The sequence below is a fragment of the Actinoplanes sp. CA-252034 genome (genome assembly GCF_050956125.1).
Lineage (GTDB): Bacteria > Actinomycetota > Actinomycetes > Mycobacteriales > Micromonosporaceae > Actinoplanes.
Genome location: NZ_CP191846.1, coordinates 3419396 through 3442392 on the forward strand (window position 1 = coordinate 3419396; position 22997 = coordinate 3442392).

Consider the following 22997-nt stretch of genomic DNA (forward strand, 5'->3'; position numbering starts at 1 on the left):
ACTACTATTCGATAGAGCTTGACTCTAACGATCTTCTACTCGATCGACTCGACAGCAGGGAGCGGTCATGCCGTATGGCGTCGTTCAGGACATGCCCGGAGTCAGCGAACAGGAATACCGGCAGGTGGAGCAGCACCTCGGTCCGGACCGGCCGCCGGGCCTGCTGGCCCACGTGGCCGGGCCGTCCGACGACGGCTGGCGCATCATCAACATCTGGGTCGACGAGGCCGCGTTCCGCACGTTCCAGTCCGAACGGCTGGTCCGGGCCGCCGGGCTGGCCGCCCAGGAGGCCGGCTTCGACCCGACGAAAGCCGCCGCCTTCCGGTCGGTGAGCGTCGACGGCGCCGAGATGCCGTTCTGATGGCCGACACCGCCGCGCTGCGCGCCCGCAGCGCCGACTTCTGGGCTCGGACAGCGCCGGGGTGGATCCATCAGGCCGACCGGCACGACGAGATCGGCCGCCCGCTGGGCGCGGTGGCGATCGAGTGGCTGCAGCCTCGGCCGGGCGAGCGGGTGCTGGACATCGGCTGCGGGTGTGGCGGTACGACCGCGGAGCTCGCCCGGGCCGTCACCCCATCGGGCAGCGCGATCGGCCTCGACCTGTCCGAGGCCATGGTGGCGTCGGCGCGGAGGCGGTTCACCGAGCCGGACGGAGCGGGGCCGCGGTTCGTCGCCGGCGATGTCGAGACGCTCGACGTCGTGCCGGGAGCACCTTTCGACGCCGCCTACTCCCGGATGACGTTGATGCTGCTCGCCGACCCGGTCGCCGGTCTGACGACGATCCGGCGGTCCCTGCGTGTCGGCGCCCGGCTGGCCGCGACGGTGTTCCGCGACGGCCCGGCGAACCCCTGGCTGCCCGCGGCGCTGCTCGGCGCGGCAGCCCACCTGGGCCCGTTGCCACCGCTGCCCGTCGGCGACGAGGCGGGGCCCTTCGCGTTCGCCGACCCGGCCCGGGTGCGCCGGCTGCTGGATGCCGCGGGCTTCACCGACGTCGTCGTCCATCCGCACGACGTCACCCTCGAGACGCCGGACGACCCGGAGACGGTCGCCGAATGGCTCATCGAGATAGGCCCCGCCGGCGCGGCCTACCGGGCCGCCGGGCCCGCCGCCCAGGGGTCTGCCCGGGCCGGGGCGGCTCGCCTGCTCGCCCGGTTCCACACCCCCGGCACCGGTTACCGGCTGCCGGCCGGACTGTGGTCGATCACCGCTCGCACACCCGGGACGGGTGCGTCATGACGGCTCCTCGGCGTCTCGCGGCATTGCTCACACTGATCGTCGGGGTCGCTGTACTGTCGGGCTGCGGCCGGCCCGACGCCGACTCACCCGCACCGGCCGGCCCACCGGCGCCGGCGGGCTCACCCGCACCGGGCGGCGACCCGGCCGCGGCGGCGAATGGCTCCTATGCGGCGAAGGACGTCTGCGACTACCTGGAAAGCGAGATCCCGGCGCTGAAGGAGATCGGTAGCCCGGTCGGACGGCACGCCAACCTGGCCGGCAAACTGGCCACGTTCTTCGAGTCCCACGGCAAGCCCGAGAACGGCGCCGTCCTCGACGAGGCCACCCGGGCCGAATGCCCGGACGTGCGTTCCGAGGTGCTCGACCTGATCGGCGTGGAGAGCTTCAGCGCGTTCTAGGCGAACGGCAGCGCAACAGGCGGTCGAACCGGCCTCGCGCCGCGGATCACCATCGACGCGTGAGTCGGGGAGGTTGACAGCCGGGGTCCCGGTGTTGCATCGCGGTGAACTTCTTCTATGCCTGCGTGCACCCGGGGCCGGCGGCGACGCCGTTGACGATGCGGTACCTCGCGATGTCGCCGCGCACGTAGTCCTTCAGCTGGCGGACGGACGTCGGGGCGGTTCCGTTGTTCATCAGGTAACCGACGATCGCGGTGTCGACCGTGCGGCAGGTGGTCTGGTCGGCAACGGTCTGGGCCCGGGACTTGAGCTGCGTCGGGTTCAACGCAACGTAAGAAACACCGCCAATACTCATAGTGATTGCACTGGCCATGGCTATCTCGATCAAACGCACTGGGGCAGGTTAGTCATGATCACTCATGGTGGTCATCTAGCCGAACGGCCGAGATCATCAGCCTCAAGTGCAACTGTGCGTAATAAACCCGACCGGGCGAATGAATCGACATGACTCATCATCGAAGTGCTACCTTGACTACTCCGAGCAACGATCTGATCACGCTGGAGGATCCCATGCGTCGCGCCGCCGTCGTTCTCGCCCTCGTCCTCGCCGGTCTCTGGATCGCCTCGCCGACCAGCGCCTTCGCCCACAACGCGGTCCACGACCCGGCCATGCACGCGCTGCTGGATGGGCTCACCCTGCTGGTCGTCTCCGCGCCGGTGTGGACGGCGATGCTGTGGCGCGGTGGCCGCCGGTGGCAGCTCGCCGCCCTGATCGGGCTCGTCCAGATCCCGGTCGCGATCATCGGGTTCGTGCCGATCGCCGACCCCTACCTGCATCTCGCCCTGTTCGGGATCGCGCTCGGCCTGACCGCGGTGTCCCTGCGGGTGGTGCGCGGCCAGGCCCGGGCCGCCGCCGTCGCGGCGTCACCGACCCGGTAGGCGTCCATCGGATGACCGGGTCCTCTCAGCGGCCCGGTCATCCGATGTGATGTCGGCGTAACCTCGCTGTCAGTGAGCCTGGCCACAATGAGCACGTGGTGCACGAGACGATGATGCCGGTCAACGGCATCCACATGTGCGTGGAGACCTTCGGCGAGCCCGTCGACCCGCCGCTGCTGCTTCTGGCCGCGGACGCCAGCTCGATGGACTGGTGGGACGACGAGTTCTGCCGGCGCCTGGCGGCCGGCCGCCGGTTCGTCATCCGCTACGACCACCGGGACACCGGCCGGTCGACCTCCTACCCGGCGGGCGCCCGCGCCTACTCCGGCGCCGACCTGATGTATGACGCGCTCGGCGTGCTCGACGCGCTGCGCGTCCCCACGGCCCACCTGGTCGGCTTCTCGCTCGGCGGCGCCCTCGCCCAGCGCATCGCCGTCCACCACCCGTCGCGGGTGCTCACCCTCACCCTCATGTCGACGAGCGTCGACGGCGAGGCCCCGGCGAGGCGCCGGTCGTTCTCGGCGGTCCGGTCGCCGTCTCCGCGGGCACGGTCACGGCCGGTGTGCGTACGGTCGAAGCGCCCACCGCCACCGACGAGGTCGACTGGTCGAACCGCCGGGCCGCGGTGACCCGCATGATCGACGAGGTTCGCGCCCGCGGTGGCCCGTTCACACCCGAGGAGCCGCACCTGCGCCTCCTCGCCGAACGTGTCTTCGACCGGTCGGCCGACCTGGCCGCCGGCCGCCTCAACCACCGCCTCGCCGGCTACGGCCCGCCGGTCCGTGACCTGCTGGGCGAGATCGAGGCCCCGACCGTCGTCCTGCACGGCACCCTGGACCGTCACATCGCCGCGGGCCACCCCGAGGAGCTGGTCCGTTGCATCCCCGGGGCCCGCCTGGTCTGGCTCGACGGGGTCGGCCACGAGTTCCCACCCCGTGCCGTCTGGTCCCAGGTCCTGACCGAGATCCTCGACCTGGCCGCCTGACCGCCGTCTGGTCTCGGGTCCTGACCGGAATCCTCGACCTGGCCGCCTGGCCGCCTGGCCGCCTGGCCGCCTGGGTGCCTGGGTGCCTGGGTGCCGGAGCGCGCCGGGTGGGTTCAGGGCCCGGTCAGCACCGCCGTGCAGAAGCCGGAGACGATGATGCCGGTGGAGGCCACGCCGATCATCAGGCCGATGCCGAAGCGGCGGGTCGACGGCGAGATCAGCAGGGCGCCGCCGATCACCAGCAGCACCGGCACCCACGCCCAGGCCAGCGCGAGGCCCCCCGCGCCCTCGAAGTAGGCGGTGCCGCGGATCGCGGCGAGGATGGACACGCACGAGGTGGCCGGGCCCAGCACCGTGCCGACGACGATGCCGGTCACCAGGCTGCGATCGCTCTTCCGGAGCACCGGAGGCGACGCCACGATCAGGTCGATCCGGTCGCCGGACGTGAGGGTCAGCTCGTAGCCGGACGGGTCGTGGCCGGTCAGGACGCGTCCGTGCGGGGTCTGGTCGTCCCTGACCTGGCACAGGCCCTGCCGCCAGAGGTCCGCGGTGACGGCGAAGACATCGACGTCGGGAGGCGGCGTGCGAATCGTGACGCCGCGGCGGACCCGCTGGTAGCCGGGCGCGTCGGGCGGACCCGTGAACCGGTCCATGGGCAGCAGGTCGACGCCGTCCGGTCCGACGCCGAGAGCCCGAAGAGTCGCCTCGATCCGCTCGTCGGCGGCCCGGCGCAGATCCTCGGGATGCGGCTCTGAAGGGCGGCTCACCGGGCCGCCTCCCGCCGGACCGAGGACCGGCCCGCTCCCGGGGGCGGCGAGCGGCGTGCCTTCGGTGAGAACAACGAGCGCACGTCGATCATGCTATAGCTTCAAAGGGTGCAAATCGGTCTACTCCCGGCGGAGGCGCACGACGTTTTCGTCGGCGCGGGGCTCGTCGTGGCCGGAGCACTCTTCGCGTACGAGGTACGCCGCCGACGGCGCTCCGACCCGCGACTGTGGTATCTGGTCGCCGGCGCGCTCGTCGGTGGGCTGCTGGTGAGCCGGCTCGCCGGTTGGGCCCGGCACCTCGACCCCGGCCGCAACGCCGGACTCGCGCAGCAGTGGCTCTACGGCGGGCGCAGCATCCTGTCCGGCCTGGTCGGCGCCTACCTCGGTGTGCTCCTCGCCAAACGGTTGTGCCGCTACCCGTGGCGCACCGGCGACCTGTTCGCGCCGGCGGTCGCCGCCGGACTCGCGATCGGCCGGATCGGCTGCCTGCTGACCGAGCGTCCGGGCACACCGACCGGCGCGCCCTGGGGCGTCACGCTGAGTCGTTCCGACGCCGCCCGGTTCCCGGGGACGCCTTTTGCGGTGCCACTGCACCCGTCGTTCGCGTACGAGATCGTGTTTCAGGTCTTCGCTCTCGCCCTGTTGATCGCCTACCGGGACCGGCCCACCCGCCCGGACGTGCTGTTCACCGCTTATCTCACCGCTTATGCGGTGTTCCGGTTCGCCGTCGAGTTCGTGCGCGGCAACGAGGTCGCCGTCGCCGGGCTGACCCGGCCGCAGATCTTCCTGCTCTGCTGCCTGCCGCTGCTGGGTCTGCGACTGCGCGCGCTGCGCGCCGCCGGCCGGGAGGAGACCGTATGGGCCTGACCGCCGGGATGCCGCTGCGCGGGGACCGCATCCATCGGTACGTCAACGCGTTCTGCCCGCACTGCCACCTCGACGACCCCGGCCGTGACCTGGCCGACGTCGCGCGGCTGTCGGGCCGGCTGATGATTCGCGACGAGCGGGTCTGGCTGGAACGCGGCTGCTCACGCCACGGCCTGGTCCGCACCCTCTACGACGAGGACCCGGCGATCCTCACCTACCTCGAGCAGTGGACGGCGCCCACCAGACAGCACGTGCCCGACGTCGCCGGCAACTTCGCCCCGGTGCCCGCCGCCTACCTCGACGGGCTGCCGGAGATGCAGACCCAGCACACGTGCATCCTGCTCACCGACGTCACCGACGGCTGCAACCTGCGCTGCCCCACCTGCTTCGCCTCGTCGGCACCGGCCGCCGGCGAACCGGTGCCGATCGCGGACGTGCTCGCGAACATCGACGCACGGCTGGCCCGGGAGAACGGCCGCCTCGACGTGCTCATGCTCTCCGGCGGCGAACCCACCCTCCACCCCGACCTGCCCAAACTGCTCGACGAGGTGGCCGCGCGGCCGATCGTTCGGGTGCTGGTCAACACCAACGGCCTCACCCTCGCCCGCGACGACGCCCTGCTCGGCCTGCTCGCGCGGCACCGCGACCGGGTCGAGGTCTATCTGCAGTACGACGGGACGTCCGCCCACGCGCACCGGCACCACCGCGGCGCCGACCTGGGCCGGCACAAGGAGGAGGCGATCGACCGGCTCTCGGCGGCCGGGATCTTCACGACACTGACCATGACGGCGGCCATCGACGTCAACGACGGCGAGATCGGCGCGGTGATCGACCGGGCGCTGGCCACGCCGTACGTCGGGGGCGTCACCGTGCAGCCCCAGTTCGGGTCCGGCCGCTCCGGCCCGATCGACTGGAACCGCCGCCTCACCCACACCGGTGTGCTCGCCCGCCTCGGCCCGCAGACCGGCGACCGGGTCACCTGGCGTGACCTGACCGCCCTGCCCTGCTCGCACCCGCACTGCTGCTCGGTCGGCTACCTGCTGCGCGACGACGCCGGCCGGTGGCGGTCGCTCACCTCGCTGATCGGCCACGACCGGCTCCTGGCGCTGCTCGCCGAAGCGCCGGACCTGGTCGCCAACCGGATCGCCGACACCGGATTGCCCGCCGAGCTGCGCCAGGCCGTCCGCGAGTCGGTGCTCGGGCTGCTCTCCGAACAGTCGTCGCTGTCACATCCCCGGATCGGCGACCTGTGGCACGACATCTGTGCCGGCTGCGATCTCGGCATCGGCACCCTGGCCACTCTGGCGCTGCCCGGCCGCCGGGAGCGGCTGCGCGGTCTGCTCGCCGAACGCGTCAAACGGATCACCGTGAAACCGTTCATGGACATCGCCACGATGATCGAGGAACGGCTCCTGCAGTGCTGCGTGCACGTCGGCACCCGCCGCGACGACCGTGACCAGTGCGCGCCGTTCTGCGCGGTGCAGGCCTGGCCGGCGCTCTCCGCCCAGCGGCTGTCCAGGGTCGCCGGGTCGTGACCGTTCCGCCCGACCCACTGCGCCTCTGCGTGTACGCCACCGTCGCCGCACTGACCTGGCTGTGCGGGCCGGTGGCGGTGGTGTTCTTCGCGGGGCTCGGCCTCGCGGGATACCTGCGGGCGCGGCGGCAGGGCCTGCGACGGTCGGCGTGCCTGCTGCGCGACGTCCGGGTGGTCATCGCGTACCTGGCCATGCTGCTGGTGGCGGCCCTGATCGCGACGGCCGGCGCATGGTGGCCGAGGTGATCCGATCGGCTGTGGTCGGTGCCGGCCGGGGCCGTATCGGTCGCCTGGGGTCGCGGCGGGCGGGGGATTTGACCGGCTGTGGGAGCATCGCCGCGTGCGGATGCCCCAGCCGGTGCGGAGACCCGGCGCCTCGGACCGGTTCGGCCGGTTCGTGCTGGCGCCGGTGGCGGTCGTCGTCGCGCTGTTGCTGGTGTTTCCCGGTGGCAGTCTGCTGCCCACGCTCCGGCCGTGGCTCGGCCTGATCGTTCCGGTGCTGCTCCTGCTCGGTCTGCTGCGCCGCTCCCGGCCCGCGCTGATCGCGACGGCGCTGCCACTCGTGGCCTGGCCGGCGATCTTCGGCGGCCATCTCCTGCCGGACGGTGACGCGCCGTCCGACCTGGTCGTGGTCCAGCACAACGTCAGCGACGAGAACCCGGATCCGGCGGGCACCGTCAGCACGCTCGTCGCGGCCGCACCCGACCTGGTCGCGCTCGAGGAGATCACCCCCGAAGCGGTGCCCCTGTACGCGGCCGCGTTCCCCACCGCCTACGCCCACCACACGGTCCACGGCACCGTCGCGCTCTGGTCCCGGCATCCGCTCACCGAGGCCGCGCCGCTGGACATCCGTCCCGCGGGTCTCGGCGCCGACTGGAACCGTGGGCTTCGCGCGGTCACGCACACCCCACACGGCGACGTCGCCGTCTACGTCGCCCACCTGTCATCGGTGCGACCCGGTCTGACCGGCCTCGACACGGCCCGCCGCGACGACAGCGCCGCGAAACTGGGCGTGGCGCTCACCCGCGAACCGCTCGAGCGCGTGATCCTGCTCGGCGACCTGAACGCCACCGTCGCCGACCGCGGTCTGGCGCCCGTCACCGCCCACCTGTCGACCGACGGCTCCGACTTCGCCTTCACCTTCCCGGCGGCCCTGCCGATCGCCCGGATCGACCACGTCCTGGCCCGTTCGCTGTCTGTCACCTCGGTCCGGACCCTGCCCCGCACCGGCAGCGACCACCTGCCGATCATCGCCACCCTGCACCTCTGACGTCCAGGTGCGCCGCCGTCGGTGGCACTCGGCGTCATCGTTGGGTGTCATTGCGGGGTGTCATCGCGGGGCGTCGTACCTCGGTGTCGGCCGTTTCCCGCCCGCTGTGGGCGTCAGGCGGCCTGCCGCCGGCTGCGCTCGTGCCATTGCTCGATGTCCTCGCCGAGATACTGGTCGGCGAGGTCCCGGCCGAGCTCGGCCCGCAACGTGTGCAGCAGCTCCGCCCAGAACACCGGCGTCCGGCCGCCCCGCTCCCACAGCGCGGCCAGCATCAGATGCGCCTCGATGCCGATCCGGATGCCCTCGGCCGGCGCCACCCGCAGCGTGGCCAGGCCCACCCGGCCGAGCGCCTCGGCGCGTTCGGCCACCCGATCGGGGGCGCACCGCGTCGACGGGGTCGTCGCCGAGGGGCCGGGGTGACCGGTGACCAGGTCGAGGACGCCGTCCACACCCTCGACGGACAGCTCGGCGGCCCTCCGCAGCGACGAGCCCAGCGTGACGCCGAACTGGCCGGCCTCACCCTCGACGTCGTCGACCTGGGCCACCTGCGTCGCCGTCGCGGTGGCGTCGATGGCCCACGCCTGCCGCAGCCGGGCTGCTCCGGTCGCGGGCTGACCGTCGGCCAGCAGGTGTGTGCCCTGCCGCGCGACAGCGGCGGCCTGCAGAGCCCGGTGACCGTCGCCGCCGTACTCCACCAGCACGTCGGCCAGCCGCACACCGACCGCGTCGGCGGCCAGCGCCGACGACATCCGGCCGTGGACGGCGTGGATGCGGCCGGCCAGGGCGCACGACGAGGTGAGCATCTGGAAGTACGCCGCGGCCTGCGGCAACCGGTCGAAGAGCTCCAGGTTGTCGGTGAACGTGGCGATCGCCTCGTCCGCGGCGGCACAGGCCAGATCCGGATCCCCGCAATACGCCAGGACCTGCGCGTTCACCCCGAGCACCCGCACCAGGTCGGGCAGCCGCACGGCGCGCTCCGGCCCGGCGGCGAGCTCCCGGTAGGCGTCCATGGCGAGATCGGCGCGCACCACGGCGGTGGTGGCCCGGCCCAGGTGCGCGAGGGACGTCGCCTGGCGGGCCCGCACGTCGGCGATCAGCGGCGCAACGTCCTCAGCGCCGGTGGCCGCCACCCGCTGGTACGCCACCAGGCTCTCCTCCAGCGCGTCGACGGCCTCGTCCGCGCGGCCGACCCGGTTCAGGATGCCGGCCAGCCCGTACAGCCGCCCGGCCAGCTCCTGCAGGTGAACCGGCTCCGGATAGACCCGGCTCAGTTCCCGCCCCAGCTCCACCGCCTCCTGCGAGCCGCTCAGTGCCTGGTCGATGTGCCCGAGTCGCTGCAGCTCCAGGGCGTTCTCGGTCAGCTCGGCCACCCGCGTCACGCGCGGATCGTCGCGCCAGTCCCCGATCGGAGGCCGGTCGTCGTCGTTCTTCCGCTTCCACCACGCCATGCCGCCCCCTAGATCCCGCTCCACTGTGTATCAGAGGCGTTCTCCTGTGCGACGCGGGCGTGGCCCTTCAGGGACATCCGGGACGGGTGCCCCGGTCGACCGGGAACGTTCGACGCCATCGCCAGGTGCGGTAAGCACGTGTATCCGCCGACGGCGGTCTACACCGGCCGCCGGGCGTTCTCGCGCGGCGTTCTACACCGCCCGCGGGGGCCGTTCTACACCGCCCGCCGGGTGCTGTGGTCTACACCGCCCGGCGCGGGCGGACGGAGACGTTCGTCGGCCGGCCCCCGATCCACTGATCCACCGGCCGAAGGACGCCATCCGTCCGCCCGCGCCGCCGTGGGCGGGATGTACCGGACAGCCGCCGCGGCGAGGCTCGACGGTGAGTTGGAGCCCGGCCGGGTCAGCGGGGCCACGGGGTGCGGCCGGTCATGGGCGGCCGGCGCCGTACAGGGTCAGGCCGGCGGCGATCGAGCCCGTGCAGGCCGCCGCGTACACCACCAGGAAGCCCAGGCCGGAGAGGATCGAGACGCCGGCCAGCATCAACATGAACAGCGCGCCGGCGACCGGGCCGGCCGCCAGGAGCCAGGCCGCGGCCTTCTGCACCGGCGTCCAGCGCGGCGAGACCGTCGCGACCATCAGCCCGGCCGCCTGGCCGATCAGCGGCAGGGCGACCGCGCCACCGGTGAGCAGCCCGACCGCCACCCGCTCGGAGCCGCCCGCCGCAGGCGCCGGGGCGGGGCCGAGGGGGCCGGGAGGCGCAGATGGGTGGGCGCGCCGCTGCGGCGGACCGCGGCGACCAGCTGGTCGGGTGGCCCTAACCGGTCGATCACCCGGGACGGGTCGTCGGCCAGGTCACGCCGCATCGCGATGTAACCGGCGACCGTGTTCATCAGCTCGTCACGGGTCTCCGGTGGCAGGTCGCCGGCGGCCGCCCAGAGCGAGGCCAGGTAGTCGAGAACGAGAACGTCGTCGTGGGCGGGCGGTGCCGTCGTCGTCATGAGAGTCCTTCCCGTGGCCCCGGTGGCCGTCGATCCGGTGCCGACCAGCATTCCCTGCCGCGGGACGCCGCCGCATCGGTCCAAGGTGGTAACTGCGCGGCTCGGCATCATCCTCCGGTCGTAGTCCGGGAGTATGGGGACATGCGCCTGGTCTCCCTGCTGCCGTCCGCGACCGAGATCGTCTACGCCCTCGGGCTCGGTGAGGACCTGGTCGGGGTGACGTTCGAGTGCGACGAGCCGGCGTCCGCGCGCTCGGAGAAGACGGTCGTGGTCGGTGGGCGCGACACCAGCCGGATGACGCCGGCCGAGATCGACGGCTATGTGCGCACGCAGATGTCGGCCGGCGGTGACCTCTACACGCTGCACGCCGGCGCGCTCGCCGGCCTCGACCCGGAGCTCATCCTCACCCAGGACCTGTGCCGGGTGTGCGCGCTGCCGTCGGGGCACGTCGATCAGGCTCTGCAGCACCTCGGTTGCCGTAGTGAGGTGCTGTCGCTCGACCCGCACACCCTCGAGGACGTCCTGGACACCTTTTGCGTGGTGGCGAACGCGGCGGGCGTACCGGAAAGGGGCCTTGACCTTGTGGCCGGTCTGCGGGGGAGGCTGGCGGCGGTGAGCGACGCGGTGGCCGGGAGGCCTCGCCCGCGCGTGGCGGTGGTGGAGTGGGTGGATCCGCCGTTCACGGCCGGGCACTGGGTGCCGGACCTGATCACCGCGGCCGGCGGCGAACCGGTCGCCGCGCTGCCCGGCCGGCGTTCGGTGCAGGTGTCGTGGGCCGAGCTGGCCGCTCCGCGGCCGGAGATCGTGCTGGTCACCCCGTGCGGTTACCACCTGGAAGGCGCGTTCCGGCAGGCGGAGGCGGTGGTCCCGCACTTCCCGGGCGCGGCGGTGTGGGCGATCGACGGCGACGGTCTGGTGGTACGCCCGGGGCCGCGCCTCGTGGACGGAGTGGAGGCGATCGCCGCGATCCTGCATCCGGGCGCGGTCCCGCCGGCGCCGTCCGGAGCGGTACGTCACGTCGCCTGACGGGCGGTACTGCGGGCGTCCTACGATCGGGGTGTACCACCGGACATGACGGAAACGGGTGACGATGGAGACGTTGGAGTTCCAGGCCGAGGCGCGCCAGCTGCTGCAGCTGATGGTCCATTCGATCTACTCGAACAAGGACATCTTCCTGCGCGAGCTGATCTCGAACGCGTCGGACGCGCTGGACAAGCTGCGCCTGGCGAAGCTGCAGGACGGGCTCGAGGCGGACACCTCCGACCTGCACATCGAGATCGAGGTCGACGCCGAGGCACGCACGCTCGCCGTTCGTGACAACGGCATCGGCATGACCCGCGAGGAGGTCGTGGCGCTGATCGGCACGATCGCCAAATCCGGCACCGCGGAGCTGCTTACCAAGCTCAAGGAGGCCAAGGAGAGTCCCGAGCTGATCGGCCAGTTCGGCGTCGGTTTCTACTCGACGTTCATGGTCGCCGACAAGGTCGAGCTGGTGACCCGCAAGGCGGGCACCGAGGGCCACGGCACCCGCTGGGAGTCGGCGGGCGAGGGCACCTTCACCATCGACGAGGCGCCGGACGCGCCGGTCGGCACCACGGTGACGCTACATCTGCGCCCCAAGGACGAGGACGACGCGCTCTACGACTACACCGACGAGTGGAAGATCAAGGAGATCGTCAAGCGGTACTCGGACTTCATCTCGTTCCCGATCCGCAAGACCACCGGGGACGAGGTGGTGACCCTCAACTCGCAGAAGGCCCTGTGGGCGCGTCCGCGCAGCGAGGTCACCGACGAGGAGTACCACGAGTTCTACAAGCACATCAGCCATGACTGGACCGACCCGCTAGAGATCATCAACATGAAGGCGGAGGGCACCTTCGAGTACGAGGCGCTCCTCTTCATCCCGTCCCGGGCGCCGCACGACCTGTTCCAGCGTGACGCCCGCCGGGGCCTGCAGCTCTTCGTCAAGCGCGTCTTCATCATGGACGACAGCAAGGAGCTGATCCCCGACTATCTGCGCTTCGTCAAGGGCGTGGTGGACGCGGCCGACCTCTCGCTGAACATCTCCCGCGAGATCCTGCAGCAGGACCGGCACATCCAGATGATCCGGCGCCGCCTGGTCAAGAAGGTGCTGTCCACGATCAAGGACCTGCAGACGAGCAACCCGGAGAAGTACGCGACGTTCTGGCGCGAGTTCGGCCGGGCTGTCAAGGAGGGCCTGCTCGCCGAGCCCGACAACCACAAGCCGATCCTGGAGATCGCGTCGTTCGCCACCACCGAGGGCACCGAGCCGACCACCCTCGCCGCCTACGTGGAGCGGATGAAGGAGGGGCAGGAGGAGATCTACTACCTGACCGGCGAGAGCCGCTCCCAGGTGGAGAACTCGCCGCACATGGAGGCGTTCCGCGCGCAGGGCTACGAGGTGCTGATCCTCACCGACCCGGTCGACGAGATCTGGACCGACGTGGTCCCCGAGTTCGACGGCAAGAAACTGCGCTCGATCGCCCGCGGCTCGGTCGACCTGCCCAAGGACGAGGAGAAGCCGGAGCCGGAGGGCGACTTCGGCCCGCTGCTCGGCTTCCTCGGCGAGAAGCTGACCGACCAGGTCAAGGAGGTGCGGCTCTCACACCGGCTGACCACCTCGGCGGCCTGCCTGGTCAGCGACGCCGACGACATCACGCCGGCGCTGGAGAAGATGTACCGGGCGATGGGCCAGGAGGGCCCGCGGGTCAAGCGGATCCTCGAGCTCAACCCGGAGCACCCGCTGGTCACCGGTCTGCGCGCGGCACACGAGCGCAGCGCCGAGGACGCGTCGCTGCGTGACACCGCCGAGCTGCTGTACGGTACGGCGCTGCTCGCCGAAGGCGGCGACCTGGACGACCCGGCCCGGTTCGCCAAGCTGCTCGCCGACCGTCTCGCCCAGACGGTCTGACATCCTGATCGGTCCGCCGGCTTCCGGGTCGGCGGACCGATCAGGGCAGGTGCGCCAGCCAGGCCCGCGGGCCCGCGTGCCGGACGCGAACGGCGGCGATCCGGCAGGCGTAGGCGACCGCGTCCGGCAGAATCAGGTCGCCGCGGGCCAGGGCGACCGCCAGCGCGCCGTGGAAGGCGTCACCCGCGCCCGCGGTGTCCACGGCGGCGACCCGCGGCACGGGCGACTCGCCCGCGGCGACCCGTGGCACCGAGGTCTCGCCTGCGGCGTCTCGTGGTGCCGGTGTCTCGCCCGCGGCGGCCCGGCTGAACCATCGGACCGGCTCGGGGCCGTGGGTGATCACCACGGTCGGCGCGCCGATCGCCGCGGCGGTTGCGGCGTCGGTCCGGTCGGTGGCGTCCGGGTGCCGGAAGTCGCCGGAACACGCCACCACCTCGGCGTGCGGAAAGACCTCGGCGAAGACCGGACGCCAGCTCCCGGCGTCGACCAGCAGACGGCGGGCGGAGCGAGCCGCGGCCACCGCGAGCGCCGGATGATGCCCGTCGACCAGCGTCAGGTCCGCCTCGGGAAGGCTCACCGGCGCGACCTGCCGATTCCCGGCGTTGCGGCTGACGATGGTGCGCTCACCGGTCGAGGCGAGGACCGTCACGGCGGAGACCGGTGGAGGCTCCGGGGAGTCCGGGGTGGCGTCGATCAGCGTGACCCCGTGCGCGGCCAGATCTGCCCGGACCAGATCGCCCAGCGGATGCGACCCCACCGCGCTGACCAGGGTGACCGTCGCCCCGAGCGCGGCCGCGGTCACCGCCGCGTTGGCCGCCGGGCCGCCCGCGGCCACATCCACCGACTCGGACTGGACCTTCTCGTCGGCGCCGGGGAACCGCTGAACCCGCTGTACCAGGTCGACCGTCACCAGGCCGGCGAAGAGCAGCCGCACGTCAGCTGCCGTTGGCCAGCTCGACGAAGAACGTGCCGATGTTGCTGAAGATCTCACCGACGCCGTCACCGATGCTGCGCGCGACCTCGGCGGCCGGGCCCGGGTTGGTGCCGATCCAGAAGACGAGCAGGAACAGCAGCACCCAGCCCAGCACCTTCTTCATCGGAAACCGATCCTCCACACGCTGCTGACCGCTGGAAACGCCATCCAAGATCGTGACACAGGCTCGCAAGGCACCGCAGGAGGCACGCCGACCCCGATCAACCTGGCAGCCACAAGACTTCGAGCTTCCCAGACGATCCTCGCCCTGGTGGGCTGTCCCGCGACTGGTCCTGTCCCGCGGCGCGGGCTGGGCGGTCGCGGTGCCGGAGTTGCGGGCCCGCATACGGCGAGGGCTTCCGCTGGGTCGGCTTACGAGTCTTCAGGTGCCGGGGAGTCTTTCGGCGCCTGGGAGTCTTTCGGTGCAGCCAGGCTCTCCCGCGCGGCGGCGAGGATGCGATCGGAGAGTGGGGTCCCCGAGGTGGCGCGCGCCAGGATGAGGGCGCCGACCATGGTGCAGAGGGTGGCCAGGTCCAGCTCCCGCTCCTGTTCCTGGCCGTCGGTCCGGTCCGGCTCTTGCCCGTCGGCCGGGTCCGGCTTCTGTGGGCCGGGCGGGGCGGGCTTCTGCCCGCCGGCCAGGTAGCGCGCGAATCCTTCCACGCCTGCGGCGTAGGCCAGACGGGTGCCGTCACCGCCGCCGGCGTGGGCAACGTCGCCGCCGAAGCCCGCGGTGGGGCATCCGCTACCGGGGTCGTCGCGGTGAGCCGGTGACAGGTAGGTGTCGATCAGCGCCCGAACCCGCGGGTCGGCCGCGGTGCGGAGACTTTCCGCCTGCTCGGCGAAGGCCCGCGCCACCGCCTCGGCGACCAGAGCGTCCTTGGAGGTGAAGTGCTTGTAGAAGCCACCGTGGGTCAGCCCCGACTCGGCCGTCACGTCCGCGACGCTCACGCCGGAGATCCCCCGCTCACGGAAGAGCCGCGCGGCCGTGGCGACGATGCGTTCACGATTCTCGGCGGCCTGCGCCTGCGACACCCGTCCCATGGCCGCAACTATAGATGATGTGTGTCATCTATTACCCTGGCGACTCTGGCGCTTTTTAGATGATGCCCATAATCTAAATCGCATGGAACTCACCAGTGCAGTCGCCGTCGTCACCGGAGCCAACCGCGGGTTCGGCCGTCACCTCGCCGCCCAACTGCTCGAACGCGGTGCCAAGGTCTACGCCGCCGCCCGCAACCCCGAATCCGTCGATCTGCCCGGGGCGATCCCGCTCCAGCTCGACGTCACCGATCCCGAGTCGGTTGCCAAGGCGGCCGTGACCGCGGCCGACGCCACCCTCCTGATCAACAACGCCGGTGTCGGCGCCGGCGGGCCGATCCTCGACGGCGATCTGGACGGCATTCGACTCGACATGGAGACGAACTACTTCGGCACGCTGTTCGCCACCAGGGCGTTCGTGCCGGTCATCGAAGGCAACGGCGGGGGAGCGGTGCTCAACGTGCTGTCCGTCCTGTCCTGGCTGCACCCGGGTGCCTTCGGTTCCTACTCGGCGGCGAAGGCGGCGGCCTGGGCCCTCACCAATGCCAGCCGTGACGTGCTCGCGCCGCGCGGCATCACGGTCACCGGGCTGCATGTCGCCTACATGGACACCGACATGGCCGCCGCCGTCCCGGCCGACCAGAAGAGCGACCCGGCGCTGATCGCGGCACTCGCGCTGGACGCGGTCGCCCGAGGCGACGCCGAGATCCTGGGCGACGACGTGACCCGCGGCGTCAAGGCCCAGCTGTCCGGCCGCTGACCCCCGGGCCGGCGGCTCGCGCGTCTGACCGTCGGCCTGCCGTGCCGGCGGCCCGCGCCTCTGTCCGTCGGCCCGCCGCGCCGGCAGCCCGCGCCCGCTGTCGACAGGCGGCCGATGCGCGGGAATCGGCGGGGCCGGCGCGCTGATCATTGCGGGATTGAGGACTGTCATCGTGGGGTAAACGCGGCCCATGACGGAGACCATCACCGATGCCGGCACCGCTCAGCTCGTGCTCGCGGCGGTGCTCGGCATCGCTGTGGTAGTCCTGCTCATCGCGTGGGCCAAATGGCATCCGTTCCTGGCGCTGATCTCCGGCGCCGCCGTGCTCGGGCTGGCCGCGGGCGCCGCTCCGGCCGACACCATCGAGTCGTTCACCAAGGGCCTCGGCACCACGGCCGGTGGCGTCGGCGTCCTCATCGCGCTCGGCTCGATGGTCGGCGCGCTCCTCGCCGAGTCCGGCGGCGCCGACGGAATCGTGAACCGCATCGTCAACGGCGTCTCCGGGGCGGCCCTGCCCTGGGCGATGGCCGGGGTTGCGGCGCTCATCGGGTTGCCGTTGTTCTTCGAGGTCGGCGTCGTGCTGCTGGTGCCGATCGTGTTGCTTGTCGTACGGCGTACCGACGTGGGATTGCTCCGCCTCGGCATCCCGGCGCTCGCCGGACTGTCGGTGCTGCACGGTCTCGTGCCGCCGCACCCCGGGCCACTCGTCGCGATCGACAGCCTCCAGGCCGACCTCGGCCTGACCCTGATGTTCGGCCTGATCTGCGCCATCCCGACGGTGATCATCGCGGGCCCGGTCTTCGGCAACTTCATCGCCAAGCGGGTCCCGCTGCCGGTCCCCGCCCTGCTGGGTGCGGGCGCGTCTTCAGCGGGCGCGTCTTCAGCAAGCGCGACTTCAGCAGGCTTGGCCGATGCCGACCGGCCGTCCACCGGACCCGTGGGCGGTCAGGACTTCGTCGACCGTGACGACCTCGCCGACCCGGTCGGCCCTGGCAAGAAGGTCGACGAACAGCTCGGCCCGCGCCGCAACCCCGGTTTCTGGGCGGCCGTGCTCACCGTGCTCCTGCCGGTCGCGTTGATGCTGGCCCGCGGCGCCGCCGAGCTCCTCCTCCCCGAGGGCGACGCCGTCCGCGACGTCCTGGAAGTCGTCGGCGAGCCTGTGGTGGCCCTGCTCGCCGGGGTCTTCGTCGCCATGTGGGCGCTGGGCAAACGAGCCGGTTTCGACCGCCGGGAAACCAACGCGGTCCTCGGCGGCGCACTGCCGCCGATCGCCGGAATCCTGCTGATCGTCGCGGCGGGCGGCGGTTTCAAGCAGGTGCTGGTGGACGCCGGAGTGGGCAACGTGATCGCCGACGCCGCCCGCGACGCCAACATCAACGCCCTGCTCCTGGGCTTCCTGGTAGCCGTGGGCATCCGGGTGGCCACCGGCTCCGCCACCGTCGCCACGATCACCGCCGCCGGCATCGTGGCCCCGTTGGCCACCACCCTGGACCGCCCCGAGGTCTCCCTGTTGGCTCTGGCGATCGGCGCCGGCTCCCTGTTCTTCTCGCACGTCAACGACGCCGGTTTCTGGATGGTCAAGGAATACTTCGGCATGACGGTCGGTCAGACCATCAAAACCTGGTCGATCATGGAGACGATCATCTCGGTGGTCGGTTTCGCTTGCGTCATGCTTCTCTCCCTCATCGTTTGATCCGTACGCCCACGAGAAGTCCCCCGGCTGTCCCCGCGAGGTGGCTGCCGGGCCGGGCCGCAACGCGGCCGCCGGGCTGAAGCCGCTGGTCACCGTTCAGGCCCTTGTCAGCGGCTGAACGGGTGGACAGCCCAGTGATCCTGATGGATGGTGCGGTCTATGGATGCGACGACCCGTGCCAATCGGGACGCCTGGGAGGCGGCCTCCGAGAAGCACGTCCGCGAATATCAGGAGCTGCTCGCCGAAGCGGCCGCCGGAACCTCCCTCATCCCGCTCGAACGCGACCTGCTGCGCGAAGTCCTGGGCACCTCGCCGGACGTCGTCCACTGGCAGAGCGGTCACGGAGCCGACGACATCGCCCTCCTGCAGGCCGGTGCCCGGTCCGTGATCGGTGTCGACTACAGCGAGGTCGCCGCCGGAGCCGCCCAGAGACGGGCCACCGAGCTCGGCGTCAACTGTCGCTACGTGGTGGCGGCCCTGCCCGGAGCCCCACTGGCCGACGGCTGCGCGGATCTCGTCTACACCGGCAAGGGCGCTCTCATCTGGATGCCCGACCTGCATGCGTGGGCCGCCGACATCGTCCGGCTGCTGCGCCCGTCCGGTCACCTGTTCATCTACGAGGAGCATCCCGCCGCGCCGCTGTGGAGCTGGGACACCGACGAGCCCCGCATCCGCCCCGACCGCAGCTACTTCGCCCCGAGCCACATCAACGACTCCTTCCCGGCGAGCGGCGCAGTCCAATGGCAGCGAACGCTGGCCGAAATAGTCACCACCGTGACCGAGGCGGGCCTGCAACTGCTCCACCTGGCCGAACACCCAGCCCCGTTCTGGCGAATGGGCGGAGTGGAAGCCGCCGCCTGGACCGGCCGCCTCCCCAACGCTTTCACCCTCCTGGCCCGCCACCCCTGACCCTCCACACCCGCCCGGCCCGCGTCCGTGCGGTCTGCGTTCGTGCGGTCTGTACTCGCCCGGCCCGGTCGCCGGCCACCCGCAGCTGATGGGCCGTGGCCCCGACCCGGTCCGTCCGCGCCCGGTCCGTCCGCGTCACTCGTGGGCGGTCAGTACCAGAGGTCCGTGCCATCCGGGACTGCCGTCACCGGGTGCACGAGCCGCCCCGGCCCCGGCCAAGAGCTCCGAGCCAACCGGAACCGCCGCCGACCGGTTATGGCTCAGGCCGCCGGCGCCGGGTTTGGGCGCTTTTGCGGCCCCTGCCGGCGGTGATCGGACCCAGATTCGCCACCCGTCCCGTTCCTGGTCCCGGTCCTGGTCCTGGTCCCGGCCCTGGTCCTGGTCCTGGTCCCGGTCCTGGTCCTGGTCCTGGTCCTGGTCCCGGCCCTGGTCCTGGTCCCGGCCCTGGTCCTGGTCCCGGCCCTGGTCCTGGTCCTGGTCCCGGCCCTGGTCCTGGTCCTGGTCCCGGCCCTGGTCCCGGTCCCGGCCTCGGCCTCGGCCCCGGCCCCGGCCCGGCCCCGGCCCCGGCCCCGGCCCCGGCCCAGAGCGTCGAGCCAATCGGGACCGCCACCGATTACGGCGGAGTTAGCAGCCGCACCCGGTGCCGGGTTTGGGCTGTTTGCCGCTCGGAGCCTGGAGCTGGAGCCCGGAGCCCACAGCAGCGACGAAGTCCGCGAGGTGCAGACCTACGGGAGCGGCACTGCGGATGGGCTGGTGAGGGCCGGCGCGGCGGGGTCAGAGGAGGGACTTCAGGTAGTCGGCGGCGGGCTGGGGGCGGGAGAGCCGGGCGGCCTGGCCCGACCACAGGTTGACGTAGGTGGCGTCGTCACGGGCGGCGCCGGCTGCACGCAACGGGCGCATCAGGGTGTTCTGGACCGGGTAGGCGGGGACGGTGTCCTCGGCAGCGGCCAACTCGCGGATCAGCGGGTTGACGATGGCTCGGGCGTGGCGACCGGAGAACAGCCTGGTCAGGACGGTGATGTGGGCGTCGGGGCCGGCCAGGGCGGCCCGGTGGACGGCGCTTGCGGCGGACTCGGCGGTGGCCAGGAACCCGGTGCCGATCTGCACGCCGTCGGCGCCCAGGGCCAGCGCCGCGGTCACGCCGCGCCGGTCGGCGATGCCGCCGGCGGCCAGGACGGGGACGCGAACCGCATCGGCCACCTGCGGGACCAGGGAGAACGTGCCCACCAGCGACTCGGCCAGAGGGCGCAGGAACGCTCCACGATGACCGCCCGCGTCGCTGCCGGAGGCGATCACCGCGTCGACGCCGCCCTGCTCCAGGGCCACCGCCTCGTCGACCGTGGTGGCGGTGCCGAGCGTGACGATGCCGCGACGGCGGGCCTCCTCGACGACCGGGGCCGGTGGGATGCCCATCACGAAGCTGATCACCGGGGGCCGGGCGGTCAGCAGCGCGTCGATCTGGTCGTCGAAGAGCGGCGGGGGAGCATAGCCCTCCGGAACCGGCAGCCCGAGACGCTCGTAGAGAGGCCGCAACCGCTCGTAGTCGGCGGCGGACGGCCTCGCCTCCTGCTCACCGGGATGCGGCACCCACAGGTTGACGTTGAACGGCAGTCCTGCCGGCACGGCCGATCTCAACTCCCCGACCAGGGTGGTGATGCCGTCCGGCGTCAGATGGTTTGCCCCGAACGATCCGAGGCCGCCGGCGGCACTCACCGCCGCGGTGAGCCGCACCGCGGACATGCCCCCACCGAACGGCCCCTGCACGATCGGATGCTCGATGCCGAGCAGACTGGTCAGCCGGTCACTCATCGGAGCCCCTCCTCGGAAAGCGTGCGCCCTCGAACGCTAGTCGACCACCCGGCGGCCTCAGGCCGGGCACTCCGGTCGGGGGAGTGTGGCGTGAATCAACGGCGGTGGGTCGTCGAGCCCAGCGATGGTGGGATCTCCGCCACCCGCCGGTCGAACCAGGCGTTGGACGGCGGCGTGAACATCAGTGCCGTGGCGGACAGGACCGCGACGATGTGGAGCGCGCGGACCGCGCCGAAGAGCAGGTCACCCGGCGTGCTGTCGGCGAGCAGAGCGGTGACCGAGTTGCCCTGCGCCAGAAAGAGGAACGGATCGGCGAGCAGCGAGGAGAGCCCGACGACCCCGAGCCCGACGGCCAGGGTGAGCCGCGCCCACCGGCGGCCGGCCAGCATGTGCCACGTCACCACGACCGCGGTCACGAACACGACCGCCCGAACCGCAAGGCCGGTGACCAGGCCGGACTGCACCTCGTCACCGGTCACCACGAGCACCGTCTCCAGCACGCCCGCGCCCACGGCGGCGAGCCAGCTGACGAATGCCACCCGCACCGTGGCGGGTGCTTCCCGGAAATCTCCCATGCCCTGATGCTCGTCCGGCACCCGGCCTGGCGACATCCCGCCAGCATTGCTCTTCATGGTGGTGCCAGGTCTACCTCCCCCGGGGTCTATGACCGCGGGATGTGCCGGGCCTCCGGATCGGGGCCGTTCACGGCACGCCCGCCGTCGACCGGCAGGATCGCGCCGTTGACGAACCCGGCCGCGGGGGCGAGCAGGAACGCGACCACGTCGGCCACCTCCCCGGTCGTGCCCGGGCGCCCCAGCGGATGCAGCGCGGCCATCTGGGCGTCCATCTCCGGGTGCGCCGCCCGGTACTCCTCGGACCGGGCAGTCGTGATCGACCCGAGGGCGACCGCGTTCGTGCGGATCCCGTCCGGCCCGTGATCGACGGCGACGGCCCTGGTCAGCCCTTCGATCGCGGCTTTGGCGGTGGCGTAGGGCAGCGCGCCGCGGACCGGCCGCTGTGCCTGATGCGAGGAGACGTTGACGATGGCCCCGGACCGCCGGTGCCGCCGGAAGTGGTTGACGGCGGTGTGACATCCGGTCACCGCGAGCGCGAGGTTCGTGGTGATCAGCTCCAGGATCCGCTCCGGCGGGACACCGATCAGGTCGGCGTCGTCGAAGACCGCGGCGTTGTTGACCCATCCGCTCAACGGCCCGGCGGCCTCGGCGGTCCGTGCGGCGAGGCGGGCCACTTCCGGATCCGAGGCGTCACCGGAGACGAGCACGATCCGGCCGTACGGCGATTCGAGTCGCTCCGTGACGTCGACGACGACGACGGTCCCGCGCGCGGCAAGGCGTTCAGCGATCGCGCGGCCCACCCCACCGCCCCCACCGGTGACGACGAACGATGCCATGACCTGCTCCTACCCGCATTCACGGTCGTCCAAGCCGTCCGTGGCCGGTGGGAGGCGCCGTAGCGGTGACCGGCGGCCTTCAGCCCGGCGGTCGCGCTGCGGCCGTGCGCCGTGCGGGCGCCGCGGGGACAGGCTCGGGAGGCGTGGGGCGGCGAAGGGCGGCGCGCGGCGTACCGCAGCAGGGGGTTGATGTGTAAGTGACTGACATCGGACTTCAGTTGCGGGGGAGGAAGCCTGACAGGAGCTGCCGGAACTCGTGCGGGTGCTCGAGCGCCGGCACGTGACCGCAGCGGCCGAGGACGTGCAGGCGGACGTCGGGCAGGTGGTCGAGAAGGGGCAGGGCTGCCGTCGCGAGCGGGGTCACCCGGTCCTCGGCGCCGTGGACGAGCAGTACGGGAGCGCGGATCGCGGCCAGTGCCCGCGCCGGGAGTGTCAGGTCGTCGGCCCACCGTGCCCGGGGCGGGGGGAACAACGACACGTATGCGGCTGCCCCCTCCCGCATCGCCGCCGCACGCGCGTCGACGGCCGAGTCGGTCACCAGCGCCTGGTCGAGGAACAGGCGGCTCAGCATGTCCCGGGCCCCGTGCCGGTCGGCGGGGGCGGCCCAGATCGCGTCGAGGTCGGCGGACAGCGGCGCGCCGGGGGTGCCCATCGTCGAGACGGCGACGACCCGGGTGACCTGCCGGGGGCGCGCGGCTGCCAGCGCCAGTGCCACCGCGCCGCCCATCGAGTGCCCCACCACGGCGTACTGCTCGACGCCCAGAGCATCCATCAGGCCCGCGGCCCGTTCGGTCCACAGATCGAGGCCGCCCCGGGAGCCCGGCGGCACCGGGGTGCTGCCGAATCCCGCTTGGTCGGGCACGACCCAGCGCCAGGACGGGCCCAGCGCCTCCGCCGTCGCGGCCCAGGCTCCGGCCCCGGTCGTGCCGGGTCCGGAGCCGTGCAGCATCAGCACCGCGGGGCCGCTGGCACCTTCCAGGACGTGGATGGGCGAGCCGTCGACGGTGACGGTCCGAGACTCCGTCAC

The 22997-nt window shown here is 72.1% G+C and carries 27 protein-coding genes; 15 read left to right on the forward strand and 12 right to left on the reverse strand.

Annotated features, from left to right (window positions below; genetic code table 11):
* Positions 1–67: 67 nt before the first annotated feature.
* The 3 genes from ACQPZW_RS15300 to ACQPZW_RS15310 are packed head-to-tail and all read left to right on the forward strand — an operon-like array spanning position 68 to position 1634.
* Positions 68–361 carry a hypothetical protein gene (locus tag ACQPZW_RS15300; RefSeq protein WP_433795537.1) on the forward strand — a complete coding sequence of 98 codons (294 nt, stop codon included), beginning with the start codon at positions 68–70 and terminating at the stop codon, positions 359–361.
* On the forward strand, positions 361–1236 hold the full coding sequence (locus tag ACQPZW_RS15305) for a methyltransferase domain-containing protein (RefSeq protein ID WP_433795538.1): 876 nt from the start codon (positions 361–363) through the stop codon (positions 1234–1236). The genes ACQPZW_RS15300 and ACQPZW_RS15305 overlap by 1 nt, the downstream gene beginning before the upstream one ends.
* On the forward strand, positions 1233–1634 hold the full coding sequence (locus tag ACQPZW_RS15310) for a hypothetical protein (protein ID WP_433795539.1): 402 nt from the start codon (positions 1233–1235) through the stop codon (positions 1632–1634). The genes ACQPZW_RS15305 and ACQPZW_RS15310 overlap by 4 nt, the downstream gene beginning before the upstream one ends.
* A 115-nt stretch (positions 1635–1749) precedes the next feature.
* On the opposite strand, the gene ACQPZW_RS15315 is transcribed toward ACQPZW_RS15310, so the two are convergent.
* Complete coding sequence (locus ACQPZW_RS15315) at positions 1750–2028, reverse strand: hypothetical protein (RefSeq protein ID WP_433795540.1); 279 nt, start codon at positions 2026–2028, stop codon at positions 1750–1752.
* 134 nt (positions 2029–2162) lie between these two features.
* Here ACQPZW_RS15315 and ACQPZW_RS15320 point away from each other — a divergent pair, with 134 nt between their 5' ends.
* From ACQPZW_RS15320 to ACQPZW_RS15330, 3 genes are all read left to right on the forward strand, one after another.
* The gene (locus tag ACQPZW_RS15320; RefSeq protein WP_433795541.1) at positions 2163–2573 is read left to right on the forward strand and encodes a hypothetical protein; all 411 of its coding nucleotides are present in this window, start codon (positions 2163–2165) and stop codon (positions 2571–2573) included.
* A gap of 95 nt (positions 2574–2668) precedes the next feature.
* Entirely contained in the window at positions 2669–3202 is a 534-nt protein-coding gene (locus ACQPZW_RS15325) for an alpha/beta fold hydrolase (protein ID WP_433795542.1), read from the forward strand.
* A gap of 5 nt (positions 3203–3207) precedes the next feature.
* Positions 3208–3558, forward strand: coding sequence for an alpha/beta fold hydrolase (locus ACQPZW_RS15330; RefSeq protein ID WP_433795543.1), 351 nt, complete (start codon positions 3208–3210; stop codon positions 3556–3558).
* A gap of 113 nt (positions 3559–3671) precedes the next feature.
* Here the strand turns inward: ACQPZW_RS15330 and ACQPZW_RS15335 are convergent, their stop codons facing one another.
* The gene (locus ACQPZW_RS15335; RefSeq protein ID WP_433795544.1) at positions 3672–4325 is read right to left on the reverse strand and encodes a hypothetical protein; all 654 of its coding nucleotides are present in this window, start codon (positions 4323–4325) and stop codon (positions 3672–3674) included.
* Positions 4326–4433: 108 nt separating this feature from the next.
* On the opposite strand from ACQPZW_RS15335, the gene ACQPZW_RS15340 reads away from it, so the two are divergent.
* The 4 genes from ACQPZW_RS15340 to ACQPZW_RS15355 all read left to right on the forward strand — a co-directional run bounded on the left by ACQPZW_RS15340 (position 4434) and on the right by ACQPZW_RS15355 (position 7996).
* On the forward strand, positions 4434–5192 hold the full coding sequence (locus ACQPZW_RS15340; RefSeq protein ID WP_433795545.1) for a prolipoprotein diacylglyceryl transferase: 759 nt from the start codon (positions 4434–4436) through the stop codon (positions 5190–5192).
* Positions 5183–6727, forward strand: coding sequence for a radical SAM protein (locus ACQPZW_RS15345; RefSeq protein ID WP_433795546.1), 1545 nt, complete (start codon positions 5183–5185; stop codon positions 6725–6727). Before ACQPZW_RS15340 ends, ACQPZW_RS15345 begins: the two co-directional genes overlap by 10 nt.
* The gene (locus tag ACQPZW_RS15350) at positions 6724–6972 is read left to right on the forward strand and encodes a hypothetical protein (protein WP_433795547.1); all 249 of its coding nucleotides are present in this window, start codon (positions 6724–6726) and stop codon (positions 6970–6972) included. The genes ACQPZW_RS15345 and ACQPZW_RS15350 overlap by 4 nt, the downstream gene beginning before the upstream one ends.
* 100 nt (positions 6973–7072) lie before the next feature.
* A complete protein-coding gene (locus tag ACQPZW_RS15355) occupies positions 7073–7996 on the forward strand; it encodes an endonuclease/exonuclease/phosphatase family protein (RefSeq protein WP_433797546.1) in 924 nt (307 codons plus the stop codon).
* Between the two features lie 113 nt (positions 7997–8109).
* Here ACQPZW_RS15355 and ACQPZW_RS15360 read toward each other — a convergent pair whose 3' ends face one another.
* From ACQPZW_RS15360 to ACQPZW_RS15370, 3 genes are all read right to left on the reverse strand, one after another.
* The gene (locus ACQPZW_RS15360) at positions 8110–9444 is read right to left on the reverse strand and encodes a hypothetical protein (RefSeq protein ID WP_433795548.1); all 1335 of its coding nucleotides are present in this window, start codon (positions 9442–9444) and stop codon (positions 8110–8112) included.
* A 429-nt stretch (positions 9445–9873) separates the two neighbouring features.
* Positions 9874–10149: a hypothetical protein gene (locus ACQPZW_RS15365; protein WP_433795549.1), complete on the reverse strand. Its 276-nt coding sequence runs from the start codon at positions 10147–10149 to the stop codon at positions 9874–9876.
* Positions 10104–10445 (reverse strand): HAAS signaling domain-containing protein, encoded by a 342-nt coding sequence (locus ACQPZW_RS15370; RefSeq protein WP_433795550.1) that lies wholly within the window; start codon positions 10443–10445, stop codon positions 10104–10106. Before ACQPZW_RS15370 ends, ACQPZW_RS15365 begins: the two co-directional genes overlap by 46 nt.
* Before the next feature lie 141 nt (positions 10446–10586).
* On the opposite strand from ACQPZW_RS15370, the gene ACQPZW_RS15375 reads away from it, so the two are divergent.
* Complete coding sequence (locus ACQPZW_RS15375) at positions 10587–11471, forward strand: ABC transporter substrate-binding protein (protein WP_433795551.1); 885 nt, start codon at positions 10587–10589, stop codon at positions 11469–11471.
* A gap of 58 nt (positions 11472–11529) precedes the next feature.
* Positions 11530–13377: a molecular chaperone HtpG gene (gene htpG, locus ACQPZW_RS15380; RefSeq protein WP_433795552.1), complete on the forward strand. Its 1848-nt coding sequence runs from the start codon at positions 11530–11532 to the stop codon at positions 13375–13377.
* A gap of 40 nt (positions 13378–13417) precedes the next feature.
* Here htpG and ACQPZW_RS15385 read toward each other — a convergent pair whose 3' ends face one another.
* The 3 genes from ACQPZW_RS15385 to ACQPZW_RS15395 all read right to left on the reverse strand — a co-directional run bounded on the left by ACQPZW_RS15385 (position 13418) and on the right by ACQPZW_RS15395 (position 15391).
* On the reverse strand, positions 13418–14311 hold the full coding sequence (locus tag ACQPZW_RS15385) for a PfkB family carbohydrate kinase (RefSeq protein ID WP_433795553.1): 894 nt from the start codon (positions 14309–14311) through the stop codon (positions 13418–13420).
* Between the two features lies 1 nt (position 14312).
* On the reverse strand, positions 14313–14474 hold the full coding sequence (locus ACQPZW_RS15390) for a hypothetical protein (protein WP_433795554.1): 162 nt from the start codon (positions 14472–14474) through the stop codon (positions 14313–14315).
* 248 nt (positions 14475–14722) lie between these two features.
* Positions 14723–15391: a TetR/AcrR family transcriptional regulator gene (locus tag ACQPZW_RS15395; protein WP_433795555.1), complete on the reverse strand. Its 669-nt coding sequence runs from the start codon at positions 15389–15391 to the stop codon at positions 14723–14725.
* A gap of 82 nt (positions 15392–15473) precedes the next feature.
* Here ACQPZW_RS15395 and ACQPZW_RS15400 point away from each other — a divergent pair, with 82 nt between their 5' ends.
* The 3 genes from ACQPZW_RS15400 to ACQPZW_RS15410 all read left to right on the forward strand — a co-directional run bounded on the left by ACQPZW_RS15400 (position 15474) and on the right by ACQPZW_RS15410 (position 18750).
* Positions 15474–16148 carry an SDR family oxidoreductase gene (locus ACQPZW_RS15400; protein WP_433795556.1) on the forward strand — a complete coding sequence of 225 codons (675 nt, stop codon included), beginning with the start codon at positions 15474–15476 and terminating at the stop codon, positions 16146–16148.
* Positions 16149–16338: 190 nt separating this feature from the next.
* On the forward strand, positions 16339–17841 hold the full coding sequence (locus ACQPZW_RS15405) for a GntP family permease (RefSeq protein ID WP_433795557.1): 1503 nt from the start codon (positions 16339–16341) through the stop codon (positions 17839–17841).
* A gap of 159 nt (positions 17842–18000) precedes the next feature.
* Complete coding sequence (locus tag ACQPZW_RS15410) at positions 18001–18750, forward strand: class I SAM-dependent methyltransferase (RefSeq protein WP_433795558.1); 750 nt, start codon at positions 18001–18003, stop codon at positions 18748–18750.
* 774 nt (positions 18751–19524) lie between these two features.
* On the opposite strand, the gene ACQPZW_RS15415 is transcribed toward ACQPZW_RS15410, so the two are convergent.
* The 4 genes from ACQPZW_RS15415 to ACQPZW_RS15430 all read right to left on the reverse strand — a co-directional run bounded on the left by ACQPZW_RS15415 (position 19525) and on the right by ACQPZW_RS15430 (position 22997).
* Positions 19525–20559: an NAD(P)H-dependent flavin oxidoreductase gene (locus ACQPZW_RS15415; RefSeq protein ID WP_433795559.1), complete on the reverse strand. Its 1035-nt coding sequence runs from the start codon at positions 20557–20559 to the stop codon at positions 19525–19527.
* 95 nt (positions 20560–20654) lie between these two features.
* Positions 20655–21134 carry a hypothetical protein gene (locus tag ACQPZW_RS15420; protein ID WP_433795560.1) on the reverse strand — a complete coding sequence of 160 codons (480 nt, stop codon included), beginning with the start codon at positions 21132–21134 and terminating at the stop codon, positions 20655–20657.
* Between the two features lie 86 nt (positions 21135–21220).
* Positions 21221–21970 (reverse strand): SDR family NAD(P)-dependent oxidoreductase, encoded by a 750-nt coding sequence (locus tag ACQPZW_RS15425; RefSeq protein ID WP_433795561.1) that lies wholly within the window; start codon positions 21968–21970, stop codon positions 21221–21223.
* Positions 21971–22184: 214 nt separating this feature from the next.
* Complete coding sequence (locus tag ACQPZW_RS15430; protein ID WP_433795562.1) at positions 22185–22997, reverse strand: alpha/beta fold hydrolase; 813 nt, start codon at positions 22995–22997, stop codon at positions 22185–22187.

Bases quoted from the DNA above. Each gene is read 5' to 3' on its own strand.
- ACQPZW_RS15400 (WP_433795556.1), top strand. From the start codon at position 15,474: ATGGAACTCACCAGTGCAGTCGCCGTCGTCACCGGAGCCAACCGCGGG.
- ACQPZW_RS15355 (WP_433797546.1), top strand. From the start codon at position 7,073: ATGCCCCAGCCGGTGCGGAGACCCGGCGCCTCGGACCGGTTCGGCCGG.
- ACQPZW_RS15420 (WP_433795560.1), bottom strand. From the start codon at position 21,134: ATGGGAGATTTCCGGGAAGCACCCGCCACGGTGCGGGTGGCATTCGTC.
- ACQPZW_RS15410 (WP_433795558.1), top strand. From the start codon at position 18,001: ATGGATGCGACGACCCGTGCCAATCGGGACGCCTGGGAGGCGGCCTCC.
- ACQPZW_RS15345 (WP_433795546.1), top strand. From the start codon at position 5,183: ATGGGCCTGACCGCCGGGATGCCGCTGCGCGGGGACCGCATCCATCGG.
- ACQPZW_RS15370 (WP_433795550.1), bottom strand. From the start codon at position 10,445: ATGACGACGACGGCACCGCCCGCCCACGACGACGTTCTCGTTCTCGAC.
- ACQPZW_RS15425 (WP_433795561.1), bottom strand. From the start codon at position 21,970: ATGGCATCGTTCGTCGTCACCGGTGGGGGCGGTGGGGTGGGCCGCGCG.
- ACQPZW_RS15360 (WP_433795548.1), bottom strand. From the start codon at position 9,444: ATGGCGTGGTGGAAGCGGAAGAACGACGACGACCGGCCTCCGATCGGG.
- ACQPZW_RS15330 (WP_433795543.1), top strand. From the start codon at position 3,208: ATGATCGACGAGGTTCGCGCCCGCGGTGGCCCGTTCACACCCGAGGAG.
- ACQPZW_RS15415 (WP_433795559.1), bottom strand. From the start codon at position 20,559: ATGAGTGACCGGCTGACCAGTCTGCTCGGCATCGAGCATCCGATCGTG.
- ACQPZW_RS15300 (WP_433795537.1), top strand. From the start codon at position 68: ATGCCGTATGGCGTCGTTCAGGACATGCCCGGAGTCAGCGAACAGGAA.
- ACQPZW_RS15390 (WP_433795554.1), bottom strand. From the start codon at position 14,474: ATGAAGAAGGTGCTGGGCTGGGTGCTGCTGTTCCTGCTCGTCTTCTGG.
- ACQPZW_RS15395 (WP_433795555.1), bottom strand. From the start codon at position 15,391: ATGGGACGGGTGTCGCAGGCGCAGGCCGCCGAGAATCGTGAACGCATC.
- ACQPZW_RS15305 (WP_433795538.1), top strand. From the start codon at position 361: ATGGCCGACACCGCCGCGCTGCGCGCCCGCAGCGCCGACTTCTGGGCT.
- ACQPZW_RS15405 (WP_433795557.1), top strand. From the start codon at position 16,339: ATGACGGAGACCATCACCGATGCCGGCACCGCTCAGCTCGTGCTCGCG.
- ACQPZW_RS15375 (WP_433795551.1), top strand. From the start codon at position 10,587: ATGCGCCTGGTCTCCCTGCTGCCGTCCGCGACCGAGATCGTCTACGCC.
- ACQPZW_RS15310 (WP_433795539.1), top strand. From the start codon at position 1,233: ATGACGGCTCCTCGGCGTCTCGCGGCATTGCTCACACTGATCGTCGGG.